Origin of the sequence: Geomonas oryzae (assembly GCF_004117875.1) — a bacterium.
Taxonomy (GTDB): Bacteria; Desulfobacterota; Desulfuromonadia; order Geobacterales; family Geobacteraceae; genus Geomonas; species Geomonas oryzae.
Genome location: NZ_RAHW01000002.1, coordinates 649,526 through 672,271 on the forward strand (window position 1 = coordinate 649,526; position 22,746 = coordinate 672,271).

A 22,746-nucleotide genomic window follows, 5' to 3' on the forward strand; every position below is an offset into this window, starting at 1 on the left:
AAACGTCCAACAGGTGAAGTTCTGGAAGTCAGACAAATACGCCCTGACACGGTTGGAATGCTGGCCACCCGGAGAGGGAAAAAGGGGACAGGCTTGAACAGATATTCTAGGAACGCACTGAGAGGAAGAGAGGGGGACAGAGGGGGGCAATGCCCCCCCTCCGTCTGGGTAGGAATTTCAATCGCCAGAATGCGATGGCAGGGGGTAAACAATCCGCATAAATTTAGGATCCAGCAACAATTAGTTCAGCCTTTGCAGTGTTTTTCAAATACAGGGATGTACTTCCGAGCACCCGCAACATATCGGATGTAACAGCATCTTTTCTTAACCCAGGCTGTATCACGTATACTTGCAGCTTGACTGAAGCGGTACGAGATCGACGTTTGATGTTTGAAAGGTCTGACAATGTCCCCTTCAAAAATCTGCTCGCTCCTTCTGACTTCCATATCCGTTCTCGTTCTTTCAAACGGTCATAAAGGCGGCTGATACCAGCATGCTTCCACCGAATGGATTTCTGAGCCTGGCCACACACCTCATAGAGATCCTTTACCCTACCACCAGGGTTGACTTCCCCAGAGTATTTGCAGTGCACCAGTCCAAGATGTATCTCATCACCAGTAACGTTTAAACCAACTAAATCTGCGGCTTCTCCGGATCCGTCGTCGTTGACAACAACGTCATACAGATCTCGTATCTGTTCAAAAGCACGCCACTGGACAGTTGCTGCATTGCGATTCTTGCCCATCGATTCCTTTTTAATGTCGACACCACTCCAATCCCAACGATCAATCAGGTCTGCAGTAAATTCTCCGACAGTTTCAGGAATTTCGATAAGAAAACGGTTGTAGGAATGGGAACCGTTCGCGTATTGGATAATCCATGGGTCTGTAGTCAGGTACTCGCCGATCGGTTTAGGATCTGCATTCCCTCTCTTGACAGAAACCGGCTTTCCTGAAAGCAAATCATAGCTGTACCCAGCGGGAAGAGTTCCATCGATAGTAAATTCATATATCGAGTTATCACCATCATCACTTACCGCAATGTGATATGGCAAGCCTGGCCCCTGGCTCACGATTTTAAGATCAACCAAATAGAGAGGGACCTCTCTTTCCCCGAACAGAATCATTACTCGATCTTCAGGATCTGCCTGGATGTGTTCTCCCCATTGAACAGCAATGGCATACTCTGAATATGGTGAAGAAAGCTTTTTAGGTCTTAGGAAATCACGGGTGATGTTAGCCTCGTCTACATCCCCTGCTGAAACCTTATCCCAAGCGATTTTCCCCCATACCAGCCAATCAGAAATGGATCCGCTGTTGACTGACCAAATCTTTCCCTTCTTTTGCGAACACCCCCAAATAACCTTATCACCATTGTCGTACCCTAATCCAGCAAGGTTACTGAGATACGATTGGGCTGATTCGATCAAAGAGAGACCTTCCGTCACATTGGGGCCAAAGTATTGGGTAAAACTGATTGCCCCCACCTGAGATGCTCCGAGATTTCTGACAAGGGGATATTTTAATCCATTAAAAACGTTAAACACCTTAGAACCAGAAACGATCTCGCACTGTCCATTACAGAGTAATTCGGCCAACTTCTCAACTCGGAACCACTTATAATCATTGGCATAGATGAATAAACCGGAACGAACTTTATCCCAATGCACAATTAACAACTTATAAACGCTGTCGCTGAGGTCTTTGTAATTACCCCACTTAACCGGTGCCTGGTAAATTACTAGAACAACAAGCATATTTTCTTCTTCGCTGATGGCAAACCAATGTTCTGTGTCTTTAGGGAGTATCTCTACAAAACGATCTGGTTCCCATGTGTTACAAGAAGTGTTGAATAACATGGCTGAAAAGGATGGCCGCAAGTTCCATAGGGACAGTTGGTGATGCAGGTTTCCTTTATTTTTCAACCGTTCAACGACTTCCTGCAAACGAATTTCGCGGCCAATACGGTCTTCAGATAAGCGTCGCAAAACCTTATCCCAATCTGCACCTTGGGCATAAAGATGTTCCAGGCCTGCTTCGACCTCTGGTTCAGCGACATTGACAACGACGGAGGCATCGCCGACATTTTGGCAATGTCTTGTGAACCTCCCAATGAATTGGAGCGTGATAGCAAGGCTTTTGTGAATATCATGAATCGCAGCGATCTTAAGGTTGGGCAGGTCGAACCCTTCTCCTAACATGTTTACGCATACAACAATACGAGATTGGCGAGAAAAAAGTGCGGACAATGCTTCGCCAATCCGATGACTACTCATTTCAGAGTAAACGATTAGAGGATTAAGGTCAGGAGCGAGTTGCTCATATATGCAAGCCACCACGTTGGCACGAGCCTTCGATTCAACGCGAGCCATTAGCAGATGGTCAAGACCAGCGGCCAGGTCGGCACGTAATTTCTCGACGGCCTTGTGAGCAATAGCATCGTCGCCCTCACCCATGAAATACTTTTCTATGGGAATGAGATTTATATTCCTGAAATATTTCGCTTTTTGTGCCTCACCCATAGTGAAATTAAAGATTACACGGCCCCCGAGTGAACTGCCATCATTGCGGAATGGGGTGGCTGTAAACTGAACTACCCTTTTGCCTTCAAATCGGTCTCTGATCTTCGTCCAGGTAGAAGCTGAAACATGATGTGCTTCATCAATGAAAAGATCAGAAATTCCGGCACATAATCGATCAACTGCATTCTGATCACTTGAATTTAACACACTTGCGGTCGCAACGATCACGTTTGAATGAAGCAAAATTTGTTCTGCTTCAGTAATGGATTTAATACCGGTTTTGATCAAGGTGACCCATGGCAGAGCAACTTCCAACGAGACAACCCCTAGTTTTGGCAGATAGCCCAGCCCTTGAAACTTTCCCGTGATTTGGTCCCGTAATGAGTTGGATGGAACTAGCACTAAGAGCTTGGGAAGTTGCCGATATACGAGTGTCGCCAACATCGTCTCGGTCTTCCCTGTTCCCGTAGGCAGAACCACAGTGGCAGGCTCTTGCTCACGAGGCATTGAAAAATATGCTGAAACTGCATGCAGCGCCCCTAATTGCGGTGTACGCAAACCTGGCAAATCCAATTCTGGTCGATCTTCACGAAAGTTAAATCCGTTTGTCCAACTGAGAACGACCTCGTCGGGACAGCGTGTATCGTTCAGAGATGGATGTTGAACCCAGCGCAGGGGGATCGAATGGTTCAATTCAGCGAGATTGCAGGACTTAGTAGGTTCCAGGCATAGTTGATTGGATGGAATGCTGCTCCGCGTGGAGGGTTTGCGGAGATACAACCGATTGTACGGACTCGGCAAATTTGTTTGCAGCAAGTACCACCCGTTTCTTTCAGAATCAAAGATCGTGACGTCCACGGGCTGGGAGACGAATCCAAAACGGTGCGCTGTATTGCCGCTGATTTTATGTGCCTTCAACTTTATGTCTGGCAAGGTCACAGAAGTGGCATGAAGCGGGATCAGGGTCATAGCAATACATGTCCTTTCTTGCAAAAGCGAAGAGAAAGCGATATTCGATGACTTACCTGTGTTGAAAAATTAAAATAACTGTCTGGCCCAAATATCTCACGAGGGTTGGACTGTAGTAAGAGATCTACGCTGTCGTATAACAATATTGCATAACAACCAGACTTTGGATAGCAATGTATTTCGCCCACTTGATGATTTAGAGTGGCTGAATAACAAAGTGATCTTGCCCTCGGAACCTCTTAAAATGTGCAGCTTCATCGAAGTCCTTTAGTACATTATCACGAACGGTCCTAGACATCCTGTTCCAAGTAGTTCGCCCCAAGTGATCGGTTCTTGCGGTTGTATCAAAGCCATAGGGCATGCTTATGCCAATAATGTCGGAGAGCAAATAGCGATCATGCATTTCGTCCCAAAGAAAAATATCAATCCTCACTCCCGTCGCTTTAACAATGGAACCGAAAGCCGTCTCGAAAACTGCTTGCCAATTAGTGCCGTCTAGCCCTTTTCGCCTATGAATTTGAATAAGCGGTAGTGGACGTCTACTGGTAGCTGCTTGGATCAGCTGGATGAAATCCCGATAATTGCACTCGCTTGGATCAACATATGGATCGATAAACGAGAGCAGATTTGCAGACATCAAAAGAGGGCGCAGATGGTCCAAATAACAGGTTATGTTACGTTCTACAGTTACCGAACAAGAGCGTTTCGACCACCACGGGGCGCTAGGCATTTTGCTGATGGCTGAAACCTGCTGGTGGGTCCGCGGATAATTTGTGGCAACGTCGTCGGTTGTTACGATTCCACAAAGAGCCGTTTGTTGGTGGGAAGCCAATGCTTCCTCGCACCATTCTTTCTCGGTGCTGGGAATTGACGTAAGGCACTGCGGCGCTAGTACCAGGCGGTTTTGCTCTATGAGCTTACGAAGAAGTTCCTTTCCCCTTGGATGCCAGTTAGTACTGCCATCTCTGAAAAGGCCTTGCCATGCACCGCTGCAAAGATTTCTGACCAGCCCCTCATTGATGAAGACCTCGCGCAATAACGCAAAGCTGTTGTAGATTATCTCGTCCCGCGTCGCTTCAGGAAACGAGTCCTCAACAAAAATTCCAGGTGTCAACGCATATTCGGCTAGCAATGGCATCAGAAAACCTCCCTGAGCCCTTCCTCGAAGAATCCGCCGGGCCAGGGCTTGATCAGTTTTCCAAATTCATTGAGTGGCATTTCCCGTACCATGGTTTGCCCATCGTCCGCGTCAACATACCACACACCCACTGCTTCAGGAGTGGGATGTAGGGAGGAAGGAGTATCTGATCCGCCGGAGGCATATTCTCTCATTCGCCGCATAATTCTTAGGAGAAGATGTTCAGAATGGGTTTCTATGATAAAGAAATTACCGGCATCTCTAAGAGCGGCTTCGAGAAATAAATCACCGAGTTCTGCCTGTAATCGGGGGTGGATATGCAATTCGGGTTGTTCTATAGCAACAAGCAGATCTATTCCAGCAAGAGCTGCAACAATGGCCGGCAACACCTGCGAGATACCGATACCGACATCTTGAGGCATAACATTAAGCTTGTCGTTCATTTTCAAGATGACTTGACCCTGTTCAGGACATTCTTCGTACATCCGACGTACCGTGTCTTCGTCCTCGTCGAGGAGGCCACCTGAGATAAGCAGACTGTGGAGTCTTGAGCCATATTCGATTTCCCTGTATCGTCGTAGGCCTACACTGTAGCCTGTATTCAGCCTTCCAGCCATCCAACTGCTTATCTTCTCGACAAAATTATCTCCAGCGTTATTAAGCACGTCCCAGGCAGCAAGGCCATTTGACCACCGAGCATGTTCATGGAATCGCGGAGCTTCGTAATTACGAGGAGGAATCTCCCTAATCGGGCCAAGATATCTAAATTTACGCAATTCGTTGAGTAAGAGTTCGCCAGTACCGACGACGAGCTGACTCAATATAGCAGCAAACTGAAGGACCGAAAGACTTTCAACCTCCATGTCCCTCGCTTCAGTGATAGATCTTTCCTGTCCAATTAAAAGCTCACGTCCCCAATTCGGAATTGCAAGCTTTTGTCCATACAACGGGATATCCACCTGGCTATAATCCCCTTTAAATTTATTTGGGAAAGCGAGGTCATAAATTTCCAAGAGTGGAGTCGAGGGGTTTCCAGTTCCGTAAGCATCGGATTGAAGGACGAAGAGTGGGTTAAGGAAGTTGATCTCTGAAATTTTTACCCATTTCCCGTCGGGGTCTGCCGTTATACAGGCAAACTCTTCACCATTTATCCAAGAACGATATTCACTTACGTATGGCCTTTTGAACTGGGCGCTCCAAGTGATGGTTAGCCCAATCGCCGCAGTTTTCACAAGGTAGCTTAGATCGCATTCCGGAATTGGGCCTTGGCCTTCTATGATATTGTCCAATGCAATATCGTGGTAGGTAGGAATCACAGCATTGGCAAGATTTAGCTCAAAGCTCAGCTTAACCTTTCGTTCAATCTCATGCCCGTGTACGAAATTTCTAAAACCTCCGAGATCGACGAATTCACCACCCTGCTGGGTAATGTCAGCGTCAATGTTGTTACGGTCAAGCACTTCTCGTGCATAATGGATAGCCTGGACTATAGTGCTTTTACCGGCGCTATTTGGTCCATAAAGCAGGGTTATTGGCTTAAACTCGATGCGCACTGGCTCACTGATGCCTTTGAAGTTTTCTAAAGTGAGAGCTTTGATAATCATGATCTTTTCCTTTTACGCCACTGTCTTGAAATTCTAGAGTTCTGCACGAAAAGCGCGGTAGGCGAGCGAGTTAAACAACTCATTAGAAGTGGCACTATCTTCCACAAGCCGGGTCTTGGCTTTGCATATTTTTTCTCTAATTTTCACAAACTCAAGCTGTCTATCGAGTGGAGGTAGGGGTATGGGGTAATCAAGAATCACTGATTGGTTAATAAATGGTAAATCCAACTTTTCGACATTACTTCGCAACGGAGATCTCTGTAGAGCTTCGGCGATATAGATGGGATGCAGTTTATTGTTATCTGTCACTCTAATGACGATTGCATTATCGGTAATCCAAGCCGGGCGGTCAGTTACATGCACGATCCCGCATTGTTGACCAACTCTACCAACAACAACAACATTTTCCTCAAAGAGCGGTTTAGTAGCCCATCCATTTATCCCATTACCGCCATATACTGGAATATCTGTCTTTATTTCAGAAAGCACTTGGTTACTTGATTTGCCACTTTGCGCAGAAACAAGCCCCCTTATCGTCCCGAAGTCATATATTGATTTCTTTGCTGGGATATCGCCGAACATTTCTAGAAAAGTGGAAGAGATTATTTCTTCCGTGAGTCGGATTGATTGTTGTCGCTTTCGACGAATATCATAGGCTTTGTCAAGAATAGCGGCGATCCTGCGCTGTTCTTCCAGAGGAGGAATAGGGATTTGAAACTCTGCTAAAGCCGATGGGCTTAGACGTGGCAGATTCGCCCCTGTTGTTCTGGAGTTGGCATAGTCCACCATCTTCGGTTGTCGTAAAAAATGGCAAAGAAAACTGCGGTCAAGCCTTGCCCCCGGGAGGACGGGCAAAATGTCCGTGCTACAGATTCCTTGAAAATCAGGACATGCGATTTTTGCAAGGTAAGGTCTCAGTTTCCCGTAGAGAAGGTGCCGTTCCGTGAACTTGAACTTAGAACTGGCCAGTTCCCCTTCGTCAACAGGCTTTGCACCAAGAATTACGCCGCCGCTCTCGATGTGCTCTAACCCGAGATAAGCCGTGCCCTTGGCAATATCCCCTGGTTGAATTGCTTTTCGTTCTATAGACGCTACTTCTCCAAGTGCGAAAGTCATCCATCGACTCATCCGAGCATTCCCTCCAACTCAATCAAGTCCCGCATAATCTCATTTTCAAGTCCCTTCATTCTCTTCAGGAGCTCTTTGGGGGGATCATACGTCACCTCCACGTACGCAGTCTCCTTGAAGCGGTTGAGGGAAAGATCGTAGTTCTTTTCCCGAATTTCGTGGGCTGGCACAAAGAACGCTTTTGCACTCCGGTCGGTGTCTCTTTTCGGATCTCTCCCTTTCCATCGGGAAAGACAATCGGGAAGATCGCCGGCAAAGGTGCTTTCAAAAAGCTGGTTCCGCTTGTCGTCTAGGGAGAAACCATCGTTCTGCAGGTCGTAGAAAAAGACATCCCCGGTCTTTCCCCCCTTTGTAAAAATCAAGATACCGGTGGAAACACCTGCATAGGGACGAAAGACACCGGACGGAAGCGAAACAACTGCCTCCAGTTGGTTCATTTCAACCAGCATCTCGCGTAGGGCCACATGGGCTTTCGATGACCCAAACAAAACGCCGTCAGGAACGATGGTAGCAGACCGGCCGCCCTTCTTGAGCATCCGTAGAATGAGGGCCACGAAGAGCAATTCCGTTTTTTTGGTCTTCACTTGGGCCAGAAGTGACGAATGGACATCCTCGTAGTCAAGGCTCCCCTTGAACGGCGGGTTGGCCAGAATGACATCAAAGAAGTTCTGGGCATGATTAGGGAAGTTGTCCGGGAAGCCGCTGCTCAGCGTGTCTTGATAGTGAATATCTGGGGCATCGATGCCGTGCAGCAGCAGGTTCATAGCAGCGATGCGGAGCATGGTGACATCAAAATCGAAACCGTGGATCAGATTAGCCTGGATATGTTCGCGGTGCGGCTCTAGCAGATCGCCCGAGTAGATCTTTTCGCCGTCGTGGTCGATGATCCCGTCTTGGGAGGTGTACTTGCGCTGGAGGAAGTGCATTGTCTCCACCAGGAATCCGCCAGTGCCACAAGCGGGATCGCCGATCACCTCGTTATGTTCCAGTGAAGGGTCCATCATCTCCACCATAAGGCGGATAATGTGCCGCGGCGTTCGGAACTGGCCGTTGATGCCGGCTGTGGTGAGCTTAGAGAGTAGGTACTCGTATAGGTCCCCCTTTGTGTCCCCTTCTGTAAGGGGAAGCTCGTCGATCATGTTCACGGCGGAAACCAAGAGATTCGCCTTTTGAACCATTAACTGGGCGTCCTTCATGTACTCGCCGAACCTGGCGCCTTCCACAGCTACACTTTTGAAGTGGGGGAATACCTTATCTCGCACGTGGTGGAGCATCTGCTCTGCACCCAGGTGCTTGAAATGATGCCAACGGAGCTTCTGACCCTCCTCGGTATCGGGAAAAATGCGACGGAAGGGCTTATCGGTCCTTTGGGCCTTTTTCTCATTGCGGGTTTCATTTATGTCCAAAAGCCGGGAAAACATCAGGAAGGAAATCTGCTCAATGACAGTGAGGGGGTTGGTTACCCCACCGGTCCAAAATTCTTCCCAGAGTTTGTCGACACGGCTTCTCAGTTCTCCAGTTATCATACGACGCTACTCTCCCTATAGTGATGCGGATTAAAAGTCTGAATGATGGCAAGCAGATCATCGATCTGCCGATCGTCGGTGAATACTCCATCAAGGCCGTCGCTGTTTATGCTCGTAAAAGGCGGCTCGTAAAGACGGTCGAGATCAACAGAGCCGTACTTACTGATATGGTTTTGAAGCATATTGAGAAAGAGGATCTGGTTCGCGGAGAGTTTTGGATAGCTCTGCACGAAACCGGTAAAGTGCCGTTTCACTAACTCCGCATCCATACCGATTATCGAACGGATAATTACGTCGAGGGGAGCAGCCGTATCCGCGTAGAACTCCTTAAGGACGGCAAGGTTCACGCCCGGGTTGTGGGTCAGAACAAGAGAAACTAGAGCAGTAAGGTCGTTTTCGCTGACAGGCTGCCCGGCTCTGATCTTCTTGAGAGTTGCATTGGTGTCAAATAGCTCCCGTAGCGTCTCTTCTACTCTGCGCCTGTAGGCCACCATATCCACTTCTTTGACATTCGTTGTACGTTGAGAGAATTCAATTTCCCCGTCGCTCACATCAATCACTCGGGGCCCGACACCAGGATCACCTCCCCCTTTCAGGCTGTGGTGCATGATGCCGCGCAACTCGCGACGAATTTCCTCAAGTGAGAGGACTGTTACCGATTCCCAAAATTTCGGATCCCGTACCCTTGCGATGGTTTCGGCCCTGGCACGTACTGGATTGAGGTGCATCAACAGTTGGCTCACCCAGCCAATGAGTTGACCCTTGAAATCATCGAAGCGTCCGCTGTTCTTAAGCAATGCGGTCTGCATGGTAGTGACAAGCAAGTCGAAGTCATAAGCGTCGGTATGATCTTGGATGTAGACCCATTGCATTAACGGCGCCATGTCGTCGCGAAGCACCCGAACTGTTGCCGGTGCGAACTGGGTCAGTATTTCCGGCCGCGACACGCTCCGTTTCTCTTTCCACCGCTCCCGAACCGCGATGGTTTGCTCTGGAAGGGACGCCAGGTCTTTGCCGATCAGTTCGGCAGCCTGGCTGAAAATCGCCAGTTCCGGTTTATTGAGAGCGGTTTCCGCTAGACCAATCCGCGCCTCGAAGAGCCTCTGCATGAGCGACTTGCCGGCAGTCGGTTCGACCTCTGGTCGATTCTGATCAAAATACTCGAAGTTGCCCCAGTGATCGAAAATTCTGAAAACAGCCTTATCTTTACCGGCCCCAAAGAGATTTTTGCAAAGACGGGTGCCGCGGCCGATCATCTGCCAGAATTTGACCTTTGACTTAACCGGCTTGGCGAAGGTCAGGTTCACGATCTCCGGCACGTCGATTCCGGTGTCAAGCATGTCCACCGAGATGGCAATAGTAAGTTCCTTATTGCTCCCCAACCCCTTGAAGTCGTCGATGAGCTGCTCTGCCCGTGGGTCATAATTGTCTATGACCTGGCAGAAGTTTCCTCCGTACTGTGGGTACATCTCGTCGAAGAGTTGGCTAAGCAGAACTGCGTGCTGATGACTGCGAGCAAAGATTATGCTCTTCCCCACATGCTGGCCAGATGGCTCCCGTATGCCATTTTCCATAAGATTACGCAGGATGGCCCGGTTGGTCTCTTTGTTAAAAATCTGCTTGTCGACACCCGTAGACTCATAGTTGAAGGTCTCGGGATCCTCTCCGTCTTCCTCAAGCTGCTGCTTCTGCTCATCGGTGAGCTGAGCGTACTTGACTCCTGTCCGTAGAAAGTTTGTGGTATGGGTGAAAACTTCGTAGGGAACCAGGTATCCTTCTTCGATCCCCCTCTCCAGTGGATAATAGGCTGTAGGGTCCTGTTCCTCGCAGTTGAACAGTCGAAAAGTGTTTCGGCTTATGAAGTCAACGGGCGTGGCAGTCAGCCCCACTTGGAAGCAGTCGAAGTACTGGAAAATGTCGCGATAACGGTTGTAAATGCTTCGGTGCGACTCGTCGGCGATGATAAGATCGAAGAAGCCAACGTCGAAAGTTTGGAATATCTTCGCCATAGCCGGATAGGTGGAGAGGTAGATCCGCTGGTTGCGGTCCTTGGCGGTCCGGGCACCGACAATTGCCATCGGCTCGTTAATGAAGTCGTTAAATGCATTTTTTGCCTGTTTCCGAAGTTCTTTCCTATCGCACAGAAAAAGCACCCGTTTGACCCAGTTGGCGCGGATCAGGAGATCAGTAATTGAGATGGCAATGCGGGTTTTACCAGTGCCAGTCGCCTGGACGACTAGGGTCTTGCGGTAGCCTGCGGTGAACCGTTCTGAAACGCGCTTGATCGCCTCCAACTGATAGAGCCGCCCAGCAATATCGGGATTCGGAGTAACCTCATCCAGGGGCTTTCGCGATGTTCGCTGGAAGTTGACCAGGTATTGTAGACTGTCTTTTGAATAGAAGCCATATACCTTGCGCGGAGGAGATTTTTGAGCGTCATCCCACATCCAGAGGTCAAACCCGTTGGTATAGAAGATAATCGGTCGTTGACCATACTCTTTTTCCAATCCGTCAGCGTAGAGCTGTGCCTGCTTCCGCCCAATATTGGGGTCCTTGGCTGTCTTCTTGGCTTCGACCACCGCCAGCGGTTTGCCGTTGTCGTCCTTCAGGACATAGTCGGCGCGTCCATTACCAGTTGTCGTCGGCTGCCATTGGACGTCGTGTTCCTGGACGACAAACTCGGTACTACCCCCCTTCGCACCTACCTGCCACCCTGCGTCGACCAGCATGCTGTCGATCAGCCGCAGACGGGTGGTTTCCTCGTCGAAAGCCAGGGCGTCGGCCGCCAGTTGACCTGACTTTTTAAGTACCACTTGGTCTGCAGGCTTCTTAGCAGCCACCTGAAGCGCTTCCCTTTGCACCTCAAGCTCCTGAAGAAGCTCCTGCATCCGGGCTTCCTGAGCAGCTAGTTTTTCAAGGATCGCTTTCCGTTCAGGCTTGGAGTTCCACTCAACTCCGCCATCATGGGTTGATGCTGTTGTTTCGAGGTAAGCGGGACAATTATCTGCGCTGCCATCGCACTGGGTCACGAAGAACCAACATCCAAGATCGTAGGCTTCTTTGAGAAGCCAAAGAGCTTTTTGTGAGTTTTGTGACTCGCCGTGGGCGGCCTTATTGCCGTGAACCCTGATGGCGTGAAATTTGTCGAGCACCACGGGCGGAATGAGCGAGGAGAATGCATGATTATTGAGAAGGTCGTTAAGGCTAGGTTGCCAGGGGCGCGGGATCCCATACGCGGTATAGATCCGGGAAACCATGGATTCCACATACGCCCTGAGCTTCACCAACGCGCTGGAAGGATCAGGGATAGCGTACTGCTCCGCAAACCCGCCCAGTTCAGCCAACTCAGGGCACTTCCCCCGAAGCATTTCAAAGTTTGTGGAATTCATGATTGCTGACATGCCCTCCATTTGAGCAACGGTTGTGCCATCATTCTCCTACGCCGTACTTTTCCAGCCAGTTGCTCAGGGTCTGGTAGTTAGGAAGCCCCAGAAGCTTGGCAGCTTTGGACTTATTGCCACCCGTATTCTTCATTGCCTTTTCGAGATAGATCCGAGCGGTACAAGCCAGTATTTCCTGCAAGTTGACCCCATCACCAATAGCCACTTCATCAACTTTATTTGCCGACGCACTCGGGTGGAAGACGAGGATATCTCGCATGTCCACCTCTGTAATTATTTCGTCGACTGCCCAGACAGCCGCCCGCTGGATAACATTCAACAACTCTCGTGCGTTGCCCGGCCATGGATAGGAAAGCATAAGATTTCTTGCCGATGCAGAAATTTTTTTACATACGTACCCTGGCTCCTCGGCACTTTCGCGGTTGACCTTATCAAGAATGTGATCGATCAGCAAGGAAAGATCCCCCTCGCGCTCGGACAGCTTTGGCAGATGTAGGACGGCGACTGCTAACCGATAGTAGAGATCCTGCCGGAATCTGTTCTCCGCTACCTCAACCATGAGATGCCGATTGGTTGCGGCCACGATTCTGACATCAACTGGGATCTCGGTAGTGTCCCCCACACGCACCACTTTCTTCTCCTGGAGAACCCGCAGTATCTTCACCTGGGCAGCAAGAGGAAGCTCGCCAATCTCGTCGAGGAAAAGGGTCCCGCCATGGGCAGCCTCGAAGTACCCCTTCCGATCAAAAGTCGCCCCGGTAAAGGCCCCTTTTTTGTGTCCAAAGAACTCGGACTCTACAAGGTCGGCAGGAATGGCACCGCAGTTGACCGCGATGAAGGGGTTTGAGTGGCGTGGGCTTGCCCGGTGAATAGCTCGGGCAAAAAGCTCCTTGCCAGTGCCCGAATCCCCCTCGATGAGAACCGGAACCGAGCGTAGAGCCACGCGGCGTGCACGGGCAACCACCTGCTGCATTACCGGGCTTCGGTGGATGATGTTATTAAATTCAGGGGCTTCAGGAGGGAGTCCGGCGCTCATCTTTTCCAACTTCTCGTCGGCACCTTTTAGGAGAGCCGGAATAAAGTCGGCAGAGATGTCAAACGGGATGATAGCGGTCCTAACGCCCTGCTCTCGGGACGATTCAAGAAGTTCGGCGGGATAGATGCTCTTGGCCAGTAGCATCCATACGGCCGCCATCGCGGGAGTACCAGGGCTCAGATGGAAAGTAAGAGAACAGTCGCTACCATGCTCGGTTTTGATGGCTTTGATGGTGGCTATGGCAGCTTGGTAGATCTCGCCAAAGTCGGTGGGGCTTGAAAGGTTGATAAAGCGCAGATTCGAGGTGATGGCCTTTTTGCCATTAAGCCAGGAGAGATAGTCTCCAACCCGAGACTCAGGGTAGTTGCAAAGAAGGACAAGCAGGTCAAAGTCACGGACGATCACCGCTTGAGCAACCGGACCAAGCCCCACCACATGTTCTTCGTCAACGGCCCGAAGGTCCGTATTCCCAAGCCAGGCGCATAAAACTTTTTTCATACACGGTATGTACAATATTTTTTATGCCAACACAAGCTCTTTTACTAACGTAAAGCAACCTGACCTTGGGCCAGGTGACGCGAGATCTTGAAGTGGATCATTTCCCCATGCACTAGGATCATACGCCAGCATTCGGAGTCGCAGCAGGGTCTGTACATCGTTTCCGCAGTAGGTGTGGCGGATAAGCGCGGTGATAGGAGCAACTGCCGGCTACAAACATCGGGCCAGTGCCAACTCGGCCGGCCGTCCTTTTTCTCCTCATTCCTAAATGGGCTTAAGGCAGCTTTAAGGTCAGCGGTCTTCGAAAGATCAAGATCACCTTGTTGCACATGTTGTACATGTTGTACAAGTTGTACTATATCAACAACAAGTATGTGTAATTATTATACTTTACAGGACAGCAAGCATCGTTTACCTTTTACTCATAGCGCGTATCCCAGGTTAGCTACATGTGGGTAGCGAAGCCACCGCAGGATCGGAATGGCATCTATGATCTCCATGATTAAACTGCTGGCACCATACGAGAGCCTTCAGGACTCTCTCAGACGGCCCAACTCTTCCAGGCTATCGAGTCTGCCCCCCCACTACAAAGCAGGGTAGCACAGGACGGTGCAATCGTTATGATTTTGAGGGATTAAGCGCATGCTGACCGATGATGAATTAGAAAAATGGTACTTAGCCAATAATATATCAGTTGAAGCCCAATCGGTTATTAATAACATTCGTGAGTCTGATCCTGCACGTATCGTTCAAGGCGGGACCAAAAATGTACCAGGCCTTTTTTCCAGCCAGAAGATGGGGTTAGAAATTCAATTTGAAAGTCACAAGGTTGAGTTACCTTTATTATGGGAATACGAGACTGATGATGACGTATTAGAATTTTATGACCAACCGCCATCTTTTAAACTTATTTACCACTCAAAAAGTGGAAAATTACTTGGCGTAATTCAGACCACTGACTTTTTCGTCATAAGAAAAAATAGTGCAGGATGGGAGGAAGGAAAACAGGAAAATGATTTGCCGATACTGTCGCAGAAAAGTCCTGAGCGATATGTAAAAGGGAAGAATGGTACCTGGCGTTGCCCACCAGGGGAGACTTATGCTCAAACCTATGGTCTTTATTACCGAATACGGTCAAGCGCTGAGATAAATTGGAGTCTTCAGAGAAATTTAAATTTTTTAGAGGATTATTTATTATTCGACACGCCAAAGGTTACGGAAACAGCGCGAGCTCATATTAATGGATTGGTAGCAGCCATTCCTGGTATAAAACTTTCAGAATTAATGGAAAATATATCTCCAGCTACAACAGATGATCTTTATATTTTGCTGGCAAACAACAAACTTTATGTTGATCTGTATGCACAATCTTTAGCAGAATACGATAGAGTATGTGTATACACATCAAAATCTCAAAAGGAAATTCAACCAACAAGTGAATCACAAGTATCTATTGATTACAGCCAAACTGTAAATATGATAGTTGGAGCAACAGTAGTTTGGGATGGAAGACCATTCGATATTGTAAATATAGGACAAAATACAGTTTGGATGAAGGATCAACTGGAAAAAGATTCTCAAATTGTAGAATTACCGTCTGGTACTTTCGAGAAATTAGTATACGACGGAATCATACTAAAATCTGTCGATGACACAAATACAAAGATATATAAATCATGGGGTGAAATAACTGGCAAAGCTAGTAATGAAGATTTTGCAGTTGCAAATAAAAGATGGGAAATGATCTCGCCATTTTTAAACCAGGCTGAATTACCAAAAAATTTAGAAAAGAGTCGAAATATCTATAGATTGTTGGCAAATTATAGGGAGGCTGAAGTAACTTACGGAATGGGATATGTCGGTTTACTGCCTAAACGAGGTAATAAAGGCAATAGATTGAGAAAATTACCGGATTTAACAATATCAACAATGATTAATTACATAAAGACAAAATGGGAAACGATAAAGCAAAAGAGGATAAGAGAGGTATGGGGTGAATATATAATAGAATGTGAAAGGTTGCAAACAATAAATGCCAGCTATAAGACTTTTTGTGACGAGGTAAAAAGACAACCTACCTACGAGCAGGAAGTAAAAATGAAAGGAGAAAAAGCTGCCTATTCAGTGGAACCAATCTACCTGGAACTAACACCGACAACACCACGCCACGGCGATCGACCATTTGAAATCGGCCACATCGACCATACAGAAATGGATTTAGAATTAGTAGATCCTGAGACCGGGAAAAATTTGGGGAAGGCCTGGGCAACCTATCTAACGGACGCATTTTCTCGGAGAGAATTGGCAGTCATACTGATCTTTGACCCACCAAGTTATCGCAGTTGCATGATGGTAATCCGGGAGTGCGTACGCAGACATGGCAGGGTTCCCAAAACGATTATTGTTGATTGGGGGCCTGAATTCAAAAGCATATATTTTGAGACACTCCTTGCCGCATTGGGTTGTATATTAAAAAGAAGACCAAAGTCCAAAAGTAGATTTGGCGGAGTGTGTGAAAGACTGTTTGGAACTTCAAACACCGAACTAGTATATAACCTTTTGGGAAACACTCAGATCACCAAAAATATAAGGCAGATGTCAAAAAAAGTAAATCCAAAAAAATTAGCAGTGTGGACTCTTACTAAATTTTACGAAAAATTATGCGGTTGGGCATATGAAACCTACGACACTATAGAACACCCGGCTCTTTTTCAATCTCCGAGGGAAGCCTTCAATTTGGGAATAAAGCGCAGTGGAGAAAGATTGCATCGTCGCATTGAATATAATGATGATTTTAAAATGTTAACCCTGCCAAGCACCAGCAAAGGTGTGTCAAAGGTAAACATTAACAAAGGTATTAAAATTCGTTATCTATTTTATTGGTGCGATAAATTCAACAATAAGGATATTAAATTTGTTCCTAATCGGTATGAGCCTTATAACAGAGGAGTCGCGTACGCTTACATAAAAGGAAATTGGGTAAAATGCATATCGGAGTACTACGCAACAATGAAAGGGCGCACCGAGCGTGAGTTAATGATTGCGGCAGCTGAAATCAGACGAAAGCAGACCTTGCACTCCCGTAAATTTGGAGTCGCTGCTAAACAACTAGCTGAAATGGTAATATCTGCCGAAAAGGACGAAAACTTGCTTATGCAGCAACGACGCGACAATGAAACTAAAAAGGTACTTGAAATCATAAACTCTACCACTTCAAGTGAAAACCTCAATGAAGCTAATGTGCAAAGCCATGAAAAAAACAGTGATAATGGCGTTGTTGTAGAGAAGAAGGATGATGGTTCACCCGTGAAAGTTGGAAACGACACTGCTGAAAACGATAATGAAGGTGAGGTAGAAGAAAAAGGTAAAAAAAGGATAAGTCCCAAAAAATACGAGGACTACGGTAGATTTTAAAATGGTGGAAAGATTCCCACATAAATTGTTGTCTCGTTCACTCTCAGAACGTCTTGACTATTTTGAGTCATATACTTTGGCACATCCACGTTTAAAGGAAGCCAATAAGGAAATCACTAGGTATATTAGAAATTCAAAAAACGGTACTATTATATATCTTTATGGGCCTAGCGGCGTCGGGAAAACCACTTTGCTAAAACGATTGAACGTGGAAACAATCAATGAAACATATTCGGCAGCAAAGGCAGATCAAGGTTGTATTCCTGTGATTTATGTAGAGGCACCTTTTCCCGAATCTCGCAATTTTGACTGGAGAGACTTCTACATTCGCTCTCTTACTGCCTTGGAAGAACCACTCATTGATTACAAAATCACATATGGTGTGCAAGGCGTAAGAAGGAACGAGGATGGAAAACTTAAGGTAGAAAAAGACACACCTATAAGGAGTTTAAGAATTGCCTTAGAAAATGCATTAAGGTACAGAAATACGTCGGTATTTTTAGTTGATGAAGCTCAACATTTTACAAAAATGACAAGCGGTCGCACTTACAAAGACCAGCTCAACTGTCTTAAGTCTTTCGTTAACTTAGCTGATGTTGTCCTAGTATTAGGTGGCACATATGAGCTTTTAACATTACACGATTTAAGTGATCAACTGTGCAGAAGAGGTAAGGATGTTCATTTCAAGCGGTACTTTGCAGCTGATTCAAAGGACATGGACAAATTTGAAAATTGTGTTTATTGTTTACAAAACCAAATGCCATTAAAGGGCGAAACAAATTTAGTGCAATACCTAGATTACCTTTATGAAAGGTCACTCGGCTGTGTAGGGATTTTAAAACCTTGGCTCGACAGCGCTCTTCACGACGCACTTTTTGATGGGACAGAGGTCTTGTTACTTAAACATTTGCAGGATAATGCGTTACCGGCCAGCAAATGCGAAAAAATATTATTAGAGGCTATAAGTGGTGAATCTGAGGTTGTAGAGAAAAAAGAATCCGTTGACGCATTACGAAAGAATTTAGGACTATCCTTGAAAAGTAATTTCCAAAGTGATGTAAAACCAACTGAGGCCTGTGCTGCTAGTAACTCAATCAAACCTAAGAAGAGTAAAAAAAGACGCGTGGGGCAACGAAAGCCCCATCGAGATCCTGTAGGGATACCGACCTATGAAGAGTCATGAAGAGTATGAAGCCTTGGATTTGACCGTACCCGTGACTCCACGACGGAGCCGTTTATATAACCTCAAACCTATCGGCATCGGCACACCATTTGTGGAAAGCCTCACAAGTTACATCGTAAGGTTATCAAATGCCCATTGTGTTAATGTATCAACATTGGTTGCCAAAGAGATCGCACCATTCATGACCCAAACGTATTCGAACCGAAGGGCGGTTAGTGGATTTTTTAATCGTTGTGCAGCCATAAATGAATTTGGAATGATCGCATCAACATTTATCAGGGCAATAGAGAATCTTACCCTCAGAAAGGACATTATATTTTTGACAATGTCACCATGGGAAAAGGTATTAACTACTTTAAACCTATCACGCCAAATCCAAGCATGGTGCCCTGTTTGTTATGCTGAATGGCGGAAAACAGGCCAAATAATTTATTTTCCTTTGTTATGGACTCTAGATTCGGTTACCGTCTGCCCTAGGCACTATCAAAAACTAGAGACCACATGCCCATTTTGCAATAATTATATGTATTTGATCGAAGGATTTTTGAGACCTGGTTTTTGCGCAAAATGTAATAATTGGCTAGGCACACTCGTAGACAAGCTAAAGTGCCAAAGCGACACACCAAGTAGTGAAACATTGGAACGGGTATGGTTAGCAGAAGAAATAGGAACTATGCTTGCGTTTTCACCTCAGTTCGTATTTTTACCCAACATCCATATTTTTGCTGAATCTTTACGTTTAGCAATAAAACATTTTTCAAATGGCAACAGCTGTGAATTTGCCAGATTGGTTGGAGTAGAATATTACACTTTAAGAAATTGGATACAGACTGGTTATTCAATACCCAGATTATGCCTGTTGGGCAAAATATGTCGTAGCTTAGGCAAAGGAATTATTGACTTTATATTATATTTTCAGCTTGAAAATCACAATGTTAATTCAAAAAATAAATATGATCACCGAAGAGAAATCACGGATACCGACAAACATATGCTCTTTAATTCAATGCAAAAAGCTTTGAAGCAGATTCCACCTCCAACTATAACTGAAATTGCCAAGAAAAACCGAATCAGTTCAAGCACTATCCACCACTATTTCCCGAATGAATGTAAACTGATAACCAAATTGGTAACTGCATACAAAAACAGGTGTGTACGCATGCCATGGGAAACAATCGAGCATAAACTTTTATCATCATTAAAGAATGGCCAACCTCCTTTACCCCTGAAAGAACTGGCTAAACAAATGTGTTGTAACAAAAACTCCTTATATAAGCATTTTCCTGAAATATGCTATTCAATTTCGAAAAAATTTCAAAATTACAAAAGAGCTGTAAATATACTCAAAAAAACTGAAAGTGTTATTGACATACGAGAAACTGCAACTAAACTTTACAACAATGGAATTTATCCATCTATTTCGACAGTTTCTAAACATCTAAACAATAAATACAGCGATAGATTGATAAATGAGACGCTAGCTGTATTGTTTACTGAACTACAAATACAAAAAAAATACATTGGTTAATATTGAGAAACAAATGTCAGTCAATGGCCACGGATTTGCCACCTCCACGCCAAGGTTATTTTTCCACTTCAGCCTTTCTTAGGGGAACGTTTCAGTTGTCGACTGATTGCTTCCGAGGTCGCGATTTCTTCCGGTACCGGGGTTGTCGTTGTGCGCCTTTCCCAGTCGTACCTCAAGGTTTTCCAGGATACCGGAGAGCTTCAGTGTCTTCAGCCGAGCAAGCAGTGTGCCCGAAGCTGTATGCCGGATAGAAGGATTGCCTTAAAGGGCCTCTTCTGGGTTTTCCGTGGGTAATACCATCACCCTTTGCCTACAGGCGGCAGAGATCAATCAAGTCATCAGCCACCGTGTCATAGACCCAGACACCTTCCTGGAAAGCGTTAAGGTTAATCCACGGAGGACCTTGGAAAACAGTCCCTTCCTTGATGGTCCAACTGTGGCTACGTTGAGGGAGGAGGACTGGGCTGTGACCAAATATCTGTGGCCCCGCGAGAGGACTTGGTTGACTCTGTTCAGCGCTACCGTCAAACCAGAATATACCACCGTAAGCATCCTCGCCCCCACGGCAGAATGCACGGTGGAATAAGGGGCCAGCCCCGTACCGTCCAAGATGACGAGGGTGAGGCGTCTGTAGTTGCCTGAGAAACTCGTTGTTTAACCAATCCGCAATATCTTGTGCCGAGTTGCGAGCCCCAGGTGGAATGATCTTCCCTAGACTCTGCGATACCCCCGCATGTGTAAGTAGCCAGGAATCCGCGGCTATCGCGGCTGAGAACCGCGATCTATTTCCATTGTAGATATCCCTAAAAGGCTGACACCCGAAGGCCCCGAAACACTCCCAAGGCTGCTCTGGTAAATAGCTCAGGTCGTGGTTTCCCCACACAAAATCTGTGGCAGAGTCCATCAACAGATTGAGACAGCGTAACTCCTCAGCCAAAGTGACTAGAGGCCTGCTGTCAACAAGGTCACCGAGACAGATGTGTCTCTCATTCGGCCTGTAGCAAAGAAAAATCTCTGCCTTTCTCAAGGATCCGTGAATATCACCAATTATCAGGGCCAATGTTGCACTCCAGTAACACCATCTGTGACGGTCGCCTTCATAGCCAACGTACTACACGTCCCTCTCACATCATCGTAGCGGACACCAGGAATAGCACCGTCTTTATTTTACCCACGGAAATCCCTGAAGAGCCCTTTGATGACATAGAATGGGCTTTAAACCACCGGTTACGGAAGTTTCACCACCAGAACGCAAAAGTCACGGTCCGTAATTTTCCAGGAAAGCTGGTCATGTCAGTCTCCGGCTCAGATCTGGATACAGTCAAACCGTATGGCGATCGGCATCAGAACACAATCGCGGTCGGCATCGGCCGGAATCCGCAGATGGACAGGAGGAGCTAACTGCCTACGTCTTTATGTTTTGCTGCAATAGCATGGCATAATTCAGGAAACTTTCGGTATAAAGCAGACTCATGGCATGAAAGTTTTTTGGATAAGGCTGCTATCGACACTTGCATATTAGTCTCGTTCAATGCAGCAACCATTTTAACTCTGATATTTTCCCATTTTTCGTTTAACATCCTGGATTTATTTTTTGCCACAAGAATCGAAATTGCTTTACACTGCTCAGGATAATTTTTGTACAGCTTTGATGCTGAATATCCGATTATTTTAGAAATATCTTTTATAGTAGCTGGCGGATGTTCTTTTACTGCATTATTAAAAGCCTTGAGAACATCCTCTTTATTCGGAATACATCTTTTAGCTTGCTTCCTATAAGATGTTTGTGTTGGTGTTGATATTTTTACCACTGGATCTTTCAAGAGAAATTCAGCCATCGACACACCTATCCGGTAACAAATTTTGGATAAATAGTTCACCTGTGGAATGTGCCTACCAAGTCGCCAATCACCCAGCATATTTTTATTTAAACCGACAAATCTAGCGAATTCATAAGTGTTTCCTTCTGTGACTTGTTGAATGCACCTAACAAGTGAAAATGAAATTTGTTCTCTTACTGGCAGCGAAACTGATATCGGGGCTGTTTTTAAAAGATCACCAAAAGAATTCGCGGTCCAGACTCTCTCAAGTAGGGCAGTCTCTTGTGTAATTGTAATGACCTTGTTATTACTATGACAGGTTTTTCCAAGCCAATAGCCGCATTTCGAACAAAATCCAGCGCGTGAATAGGAATCTATAAAATATAAATTACATTTACAGAATGGACATTCCATTATTAGCTCCCGAGAATGTACAGGACATATCGTAATCATATTTAATGCCCACAACAGTGGAAAATATATTATTTTCCCAGCGTCTTTCCACTCTTCATAGCATTCTGGACACCAAGCCTGACTCTGACGCAGCAGACACTTATTCGTCATCACCTTTTGCCACGGCAATAACGTCAAATACATAAGATCTTTCCGAAGAGTCAGAGATTCAAGTGCATCTTTAAATGTTGCTGCCACCACGCCGAATCCATTAATCATCCTTGAGAATTTGTTAAACCCTCTCAATTCTTTTTCACGTAGATAAGCAGCATTTGCCATCGGCGCTATCTCTTTGGCTATCAGTGTCATTACAGGCACACAATGAGCTTCAGCCAGCCTTACAATATATCCAGTGAGGCTCTCTACCTGTGCCGTTCCAACCCCTATTGGCAAGAGATGATACAGCCGACTCCTTTGAGTCAACTCTAAAGGGACCAGATTCCACACCCCATATTCATCTATGTCGGAGGAGATCATTGTGGGTTCACCACTTTTGTGATATGAACTGCATAAAGGGCTGTTCAAGG

12 protein-coding genes are annotated in these 22,746 nt (G+C 46.3%); 3 read left to right on the plus strand and 9 right to left on the minus strand.

Going from position 1 to position 22,746, the window contains the following annotated elements; all coding sequences use genetic code 11:
• Positions 1–223: 223 nt before the first annotated feature.
• The 7 genes from D6Z24_RS07460 to D6Z24_RS07490 all read right to left on the minus strand — a co-directional run bounded on the left by D6Z24_RS07460 (position 224) and on the right by D6Z24_RS07490 (position 13,821).
• Positions 224–3,490, minus strand: coding sequence for a DEAD/DEAH box helicase (locus tag D6Z24_RS07460; protein ID WP_129125931.1), 3,267 nt, complete (start codon positions 3,488–3,490; stop codon positions 224–226).
• 196 nt (positions 3,491–3,686) lie between these two features.
• A complete protein-coding gene (locus D6Z24_RS07465; protein ID WP_129125932.1) occupies positions 3,687–4,628 on the minus strand; it encodes a hypothetical protein in 942 nt (313 codons plus the stop codon).
• Positions 4,628–6,232 carry an AAA family ATPase gene (locus tag D6Z24_RS07470; RefSeq protein ID WP_129125933.1) on the minus strand — a complete coding sequence of 535 codons (1,605 nt, stop codon included), beginning with the start codon at positions 6,230–6,232 and terminating at the stop codon, positions 4,628–4,630. The genes D6Z24_RS07465 and D6Z24_RS07470 overlap by 1 nt, the downstream gene beginning before the upstream one ends.
• 33 nt (positions 6,233–6,265) lie before the next feature.
• Complete coding sequence (locus D6Z24_RS07475; protein WP_162605091.1) at positions 6,266–7,348, minus strand: restriction endonuclease subunit S; 1,083 nt, start codon at positions 7,346–7,348, stop codon at positions 6,266–6,268.
• Between the two features lie 8 nt (positions 7,349–7,356).
• Positions 7,357–8,886, minus strand: coding sequence for a type I restriction-modification system subunit M (locus D6Z24_RS07480; RefSeq protein WP_129125935.1), 1,530 nt, complete (start codon positions 8,884–8,886; stop codon positions 7,357–7,359).
• On the minus strand, positions 8,883–12,287 hold the full coding sequence (locus tag D6Z24_RS07485; protein WP_198419515.1) for a DEAD/DEAH box helicase family protein: 3,405 nt from the start codon (positions 12,285–12,287) through the stop codon (positions 8,883–8,885). The genes D6Z24_RS07480 and D6Z24_RS07485 overlap by 4 nt, the downstream gene beginning before the upstream one ends.
• Before the next feature lie 28 nt (positions 12,288–12,315).
• Positions 12,316–13,821 (minus strand): sigma-54 interaction domain-containing protein, encoded by a 1,506-nt coding sequence (locus tag D6Z24_RS07490; protein ID WP_129125936.1) that lies wholly within the window; start codon positions 13,819–13,821, stop codon positions 12,316–12,318.
• A 642-nt stretch (positions 13,822–14,463) separates the two neighbouring features.
• On the opposite strand from D6Z24_RS07490, the gene D6Z24_RS07495 reads away from it, so the two are divergent.
• From D6Z24_RS07495 to D6Z24_RS07505, 3 genes are read left to right on the plus strand one after another with little or no spacing between them, the layout of a single operon-like run.
• Positions 14,464–17,235: a DDE-type integrase/transposase/recombinase gene (locus D6Z24_RS07495; RefSeq protein ID WP_129125937.1), complete on the plus strand. Its 2,772-nt coding sequence runs from the start codon at positions 14,464–14,466 to the stop codon at positions 17,233–17,235.
• A gap of 1 nt (position 17,236) precedes the next feature.
• Positions 17,237–18,418, plus strand: coding sequence for an ATP-binding protein (locus tag D6Z24_RS07500; protein ID WP_129125938.1), 1,182 nt, complete (start codon positions 17,237–17,239; stop codon positions 18,416–18,418).
• Positions 18,405–19,946: a TniQ family protein gene (locus D6Z24_RS07505; protein WP_129125939.1), complete on the plus strand. Its 1,542-nt coding sequence runs from the start codon at positions 18,405–18,407 to the stop codon at positions 19,944–19,946. The genes D6Z24_RS07500 and D6Z24_RS07505 overlap by 14 nt, the downstream gene beginning before the upstream one ends.
• A gap of 310 nt (positions 19,947–20,256) precedes the next feature.
• On the opposite strand, the gene D6Z24_RS22070 is transcribed toward D6Z24_RS07505, so the two are convergent.
• On the minus strand, positions 20,257–21,006 hold the full coding sequence (locus tag D6Z24_RS22070; protein WP_129125940.1) for a metallophosphoesterase family protein: 750 nt from the start codon (positions 21,004–21,006) through the stop codon (positions 20,257–20,259).
• Between the two features lie 337 nt (positions 21,007–21,343).
• Positions 21,344–22,696 carry a TniQ family protein gene (locus D6Z24_RS07515; RefSeq protein ID WP_129125941.1) on the minus strand — a complete coding sequence of 451 codons (1,353 nt, stop codon included), beginning with the start codon at positions 22,694–22,696 and terminating at the stop codon, positions 21,344–21,346.
• Between the last annotated feature and the right edge of the window lie 50 nt (positions 22,697–22,746).

Bases quoted from the DNA above. Each gene is read 5' to 3' on its own strand.
- D6Z24_RS07465 (WP_129125932.1), bottom strand. From the start codon at position 4,628: ATGCCATTGCTAGCCGAATATGCGTTGACACCTGGAATTTTTGTTGAG.
- D6Z24_RS07480 (WP_129125935.1), bottom strand. From the start codon at position 8,886: ATGATAACTGGAGAACTGAGAAGCCGTGTCGACAAACTCTGGGAAGAA.
- D6Z24_RS07490 (WP_129125936.1), bottom strand. From the start codon at position 13,821: ATGAAAAAAGTTTTATGCGCCTGGCTTGGGAATACGGACCTTCGGGCC.
- D6Z24_RS07515 (WP_129125941.1), bottom strand. From the start codon at position 22,696: ATGATCTCCTCCGACATAGATGAATATGGGGTGTGGAATCTGGTCCCT.
- D6Z24_RS07485 (WP_198419515.1), bottom strand. From the start codon at position 12,287: ATGTCAGCAATCATGAATTCCACAAACTTTGAAATGCTTCGGGGGAAG.
- D6Z24_RS07500 (WP_129125938.1), top strand. From the start codon at position 17,237: ATGGTGGAAAGATTCCCACATAAATTGTTGTCTCGTTCACTCTCAGAA.
- D6Z24_RS07470 (WP_129125933.1), bottom strand. From the start codon at position 6,232: ATGATTATCAAAGCTCTCACTTTAGAAAACTTCAAAGGCATCAGTGAG.
- D6Z24_RS07505 (WP_129125939.1), top strand. From the start codon at position 18,405: ATGAAGAGTCATGAAGAGTATGAAGCCTTGGATTTGACCGTACCCGTG.
- D6Z24_RS07460 (WP_129125931.1), bottom strand. From the start codon at position 3,490: ATGACCCTGATCCCGCTTCATGCCACTTCTGTGACCTTGCCAGACATA.
- D6Z24_RS07495 (WP_129125937.1), top strand. From the start codon at position 14,464: ATGCTGACCGATGATGAATTAGAAAAATGGTACTTAGCCAATAATATA.
- D6Z24_RS07475 (WP_162605091.1), bottom strand. From the start codon at position 7,348: ATGACTTTCGCACTTGGAGAAGTAGCGTCTATAGAACGAAAAGCAATT.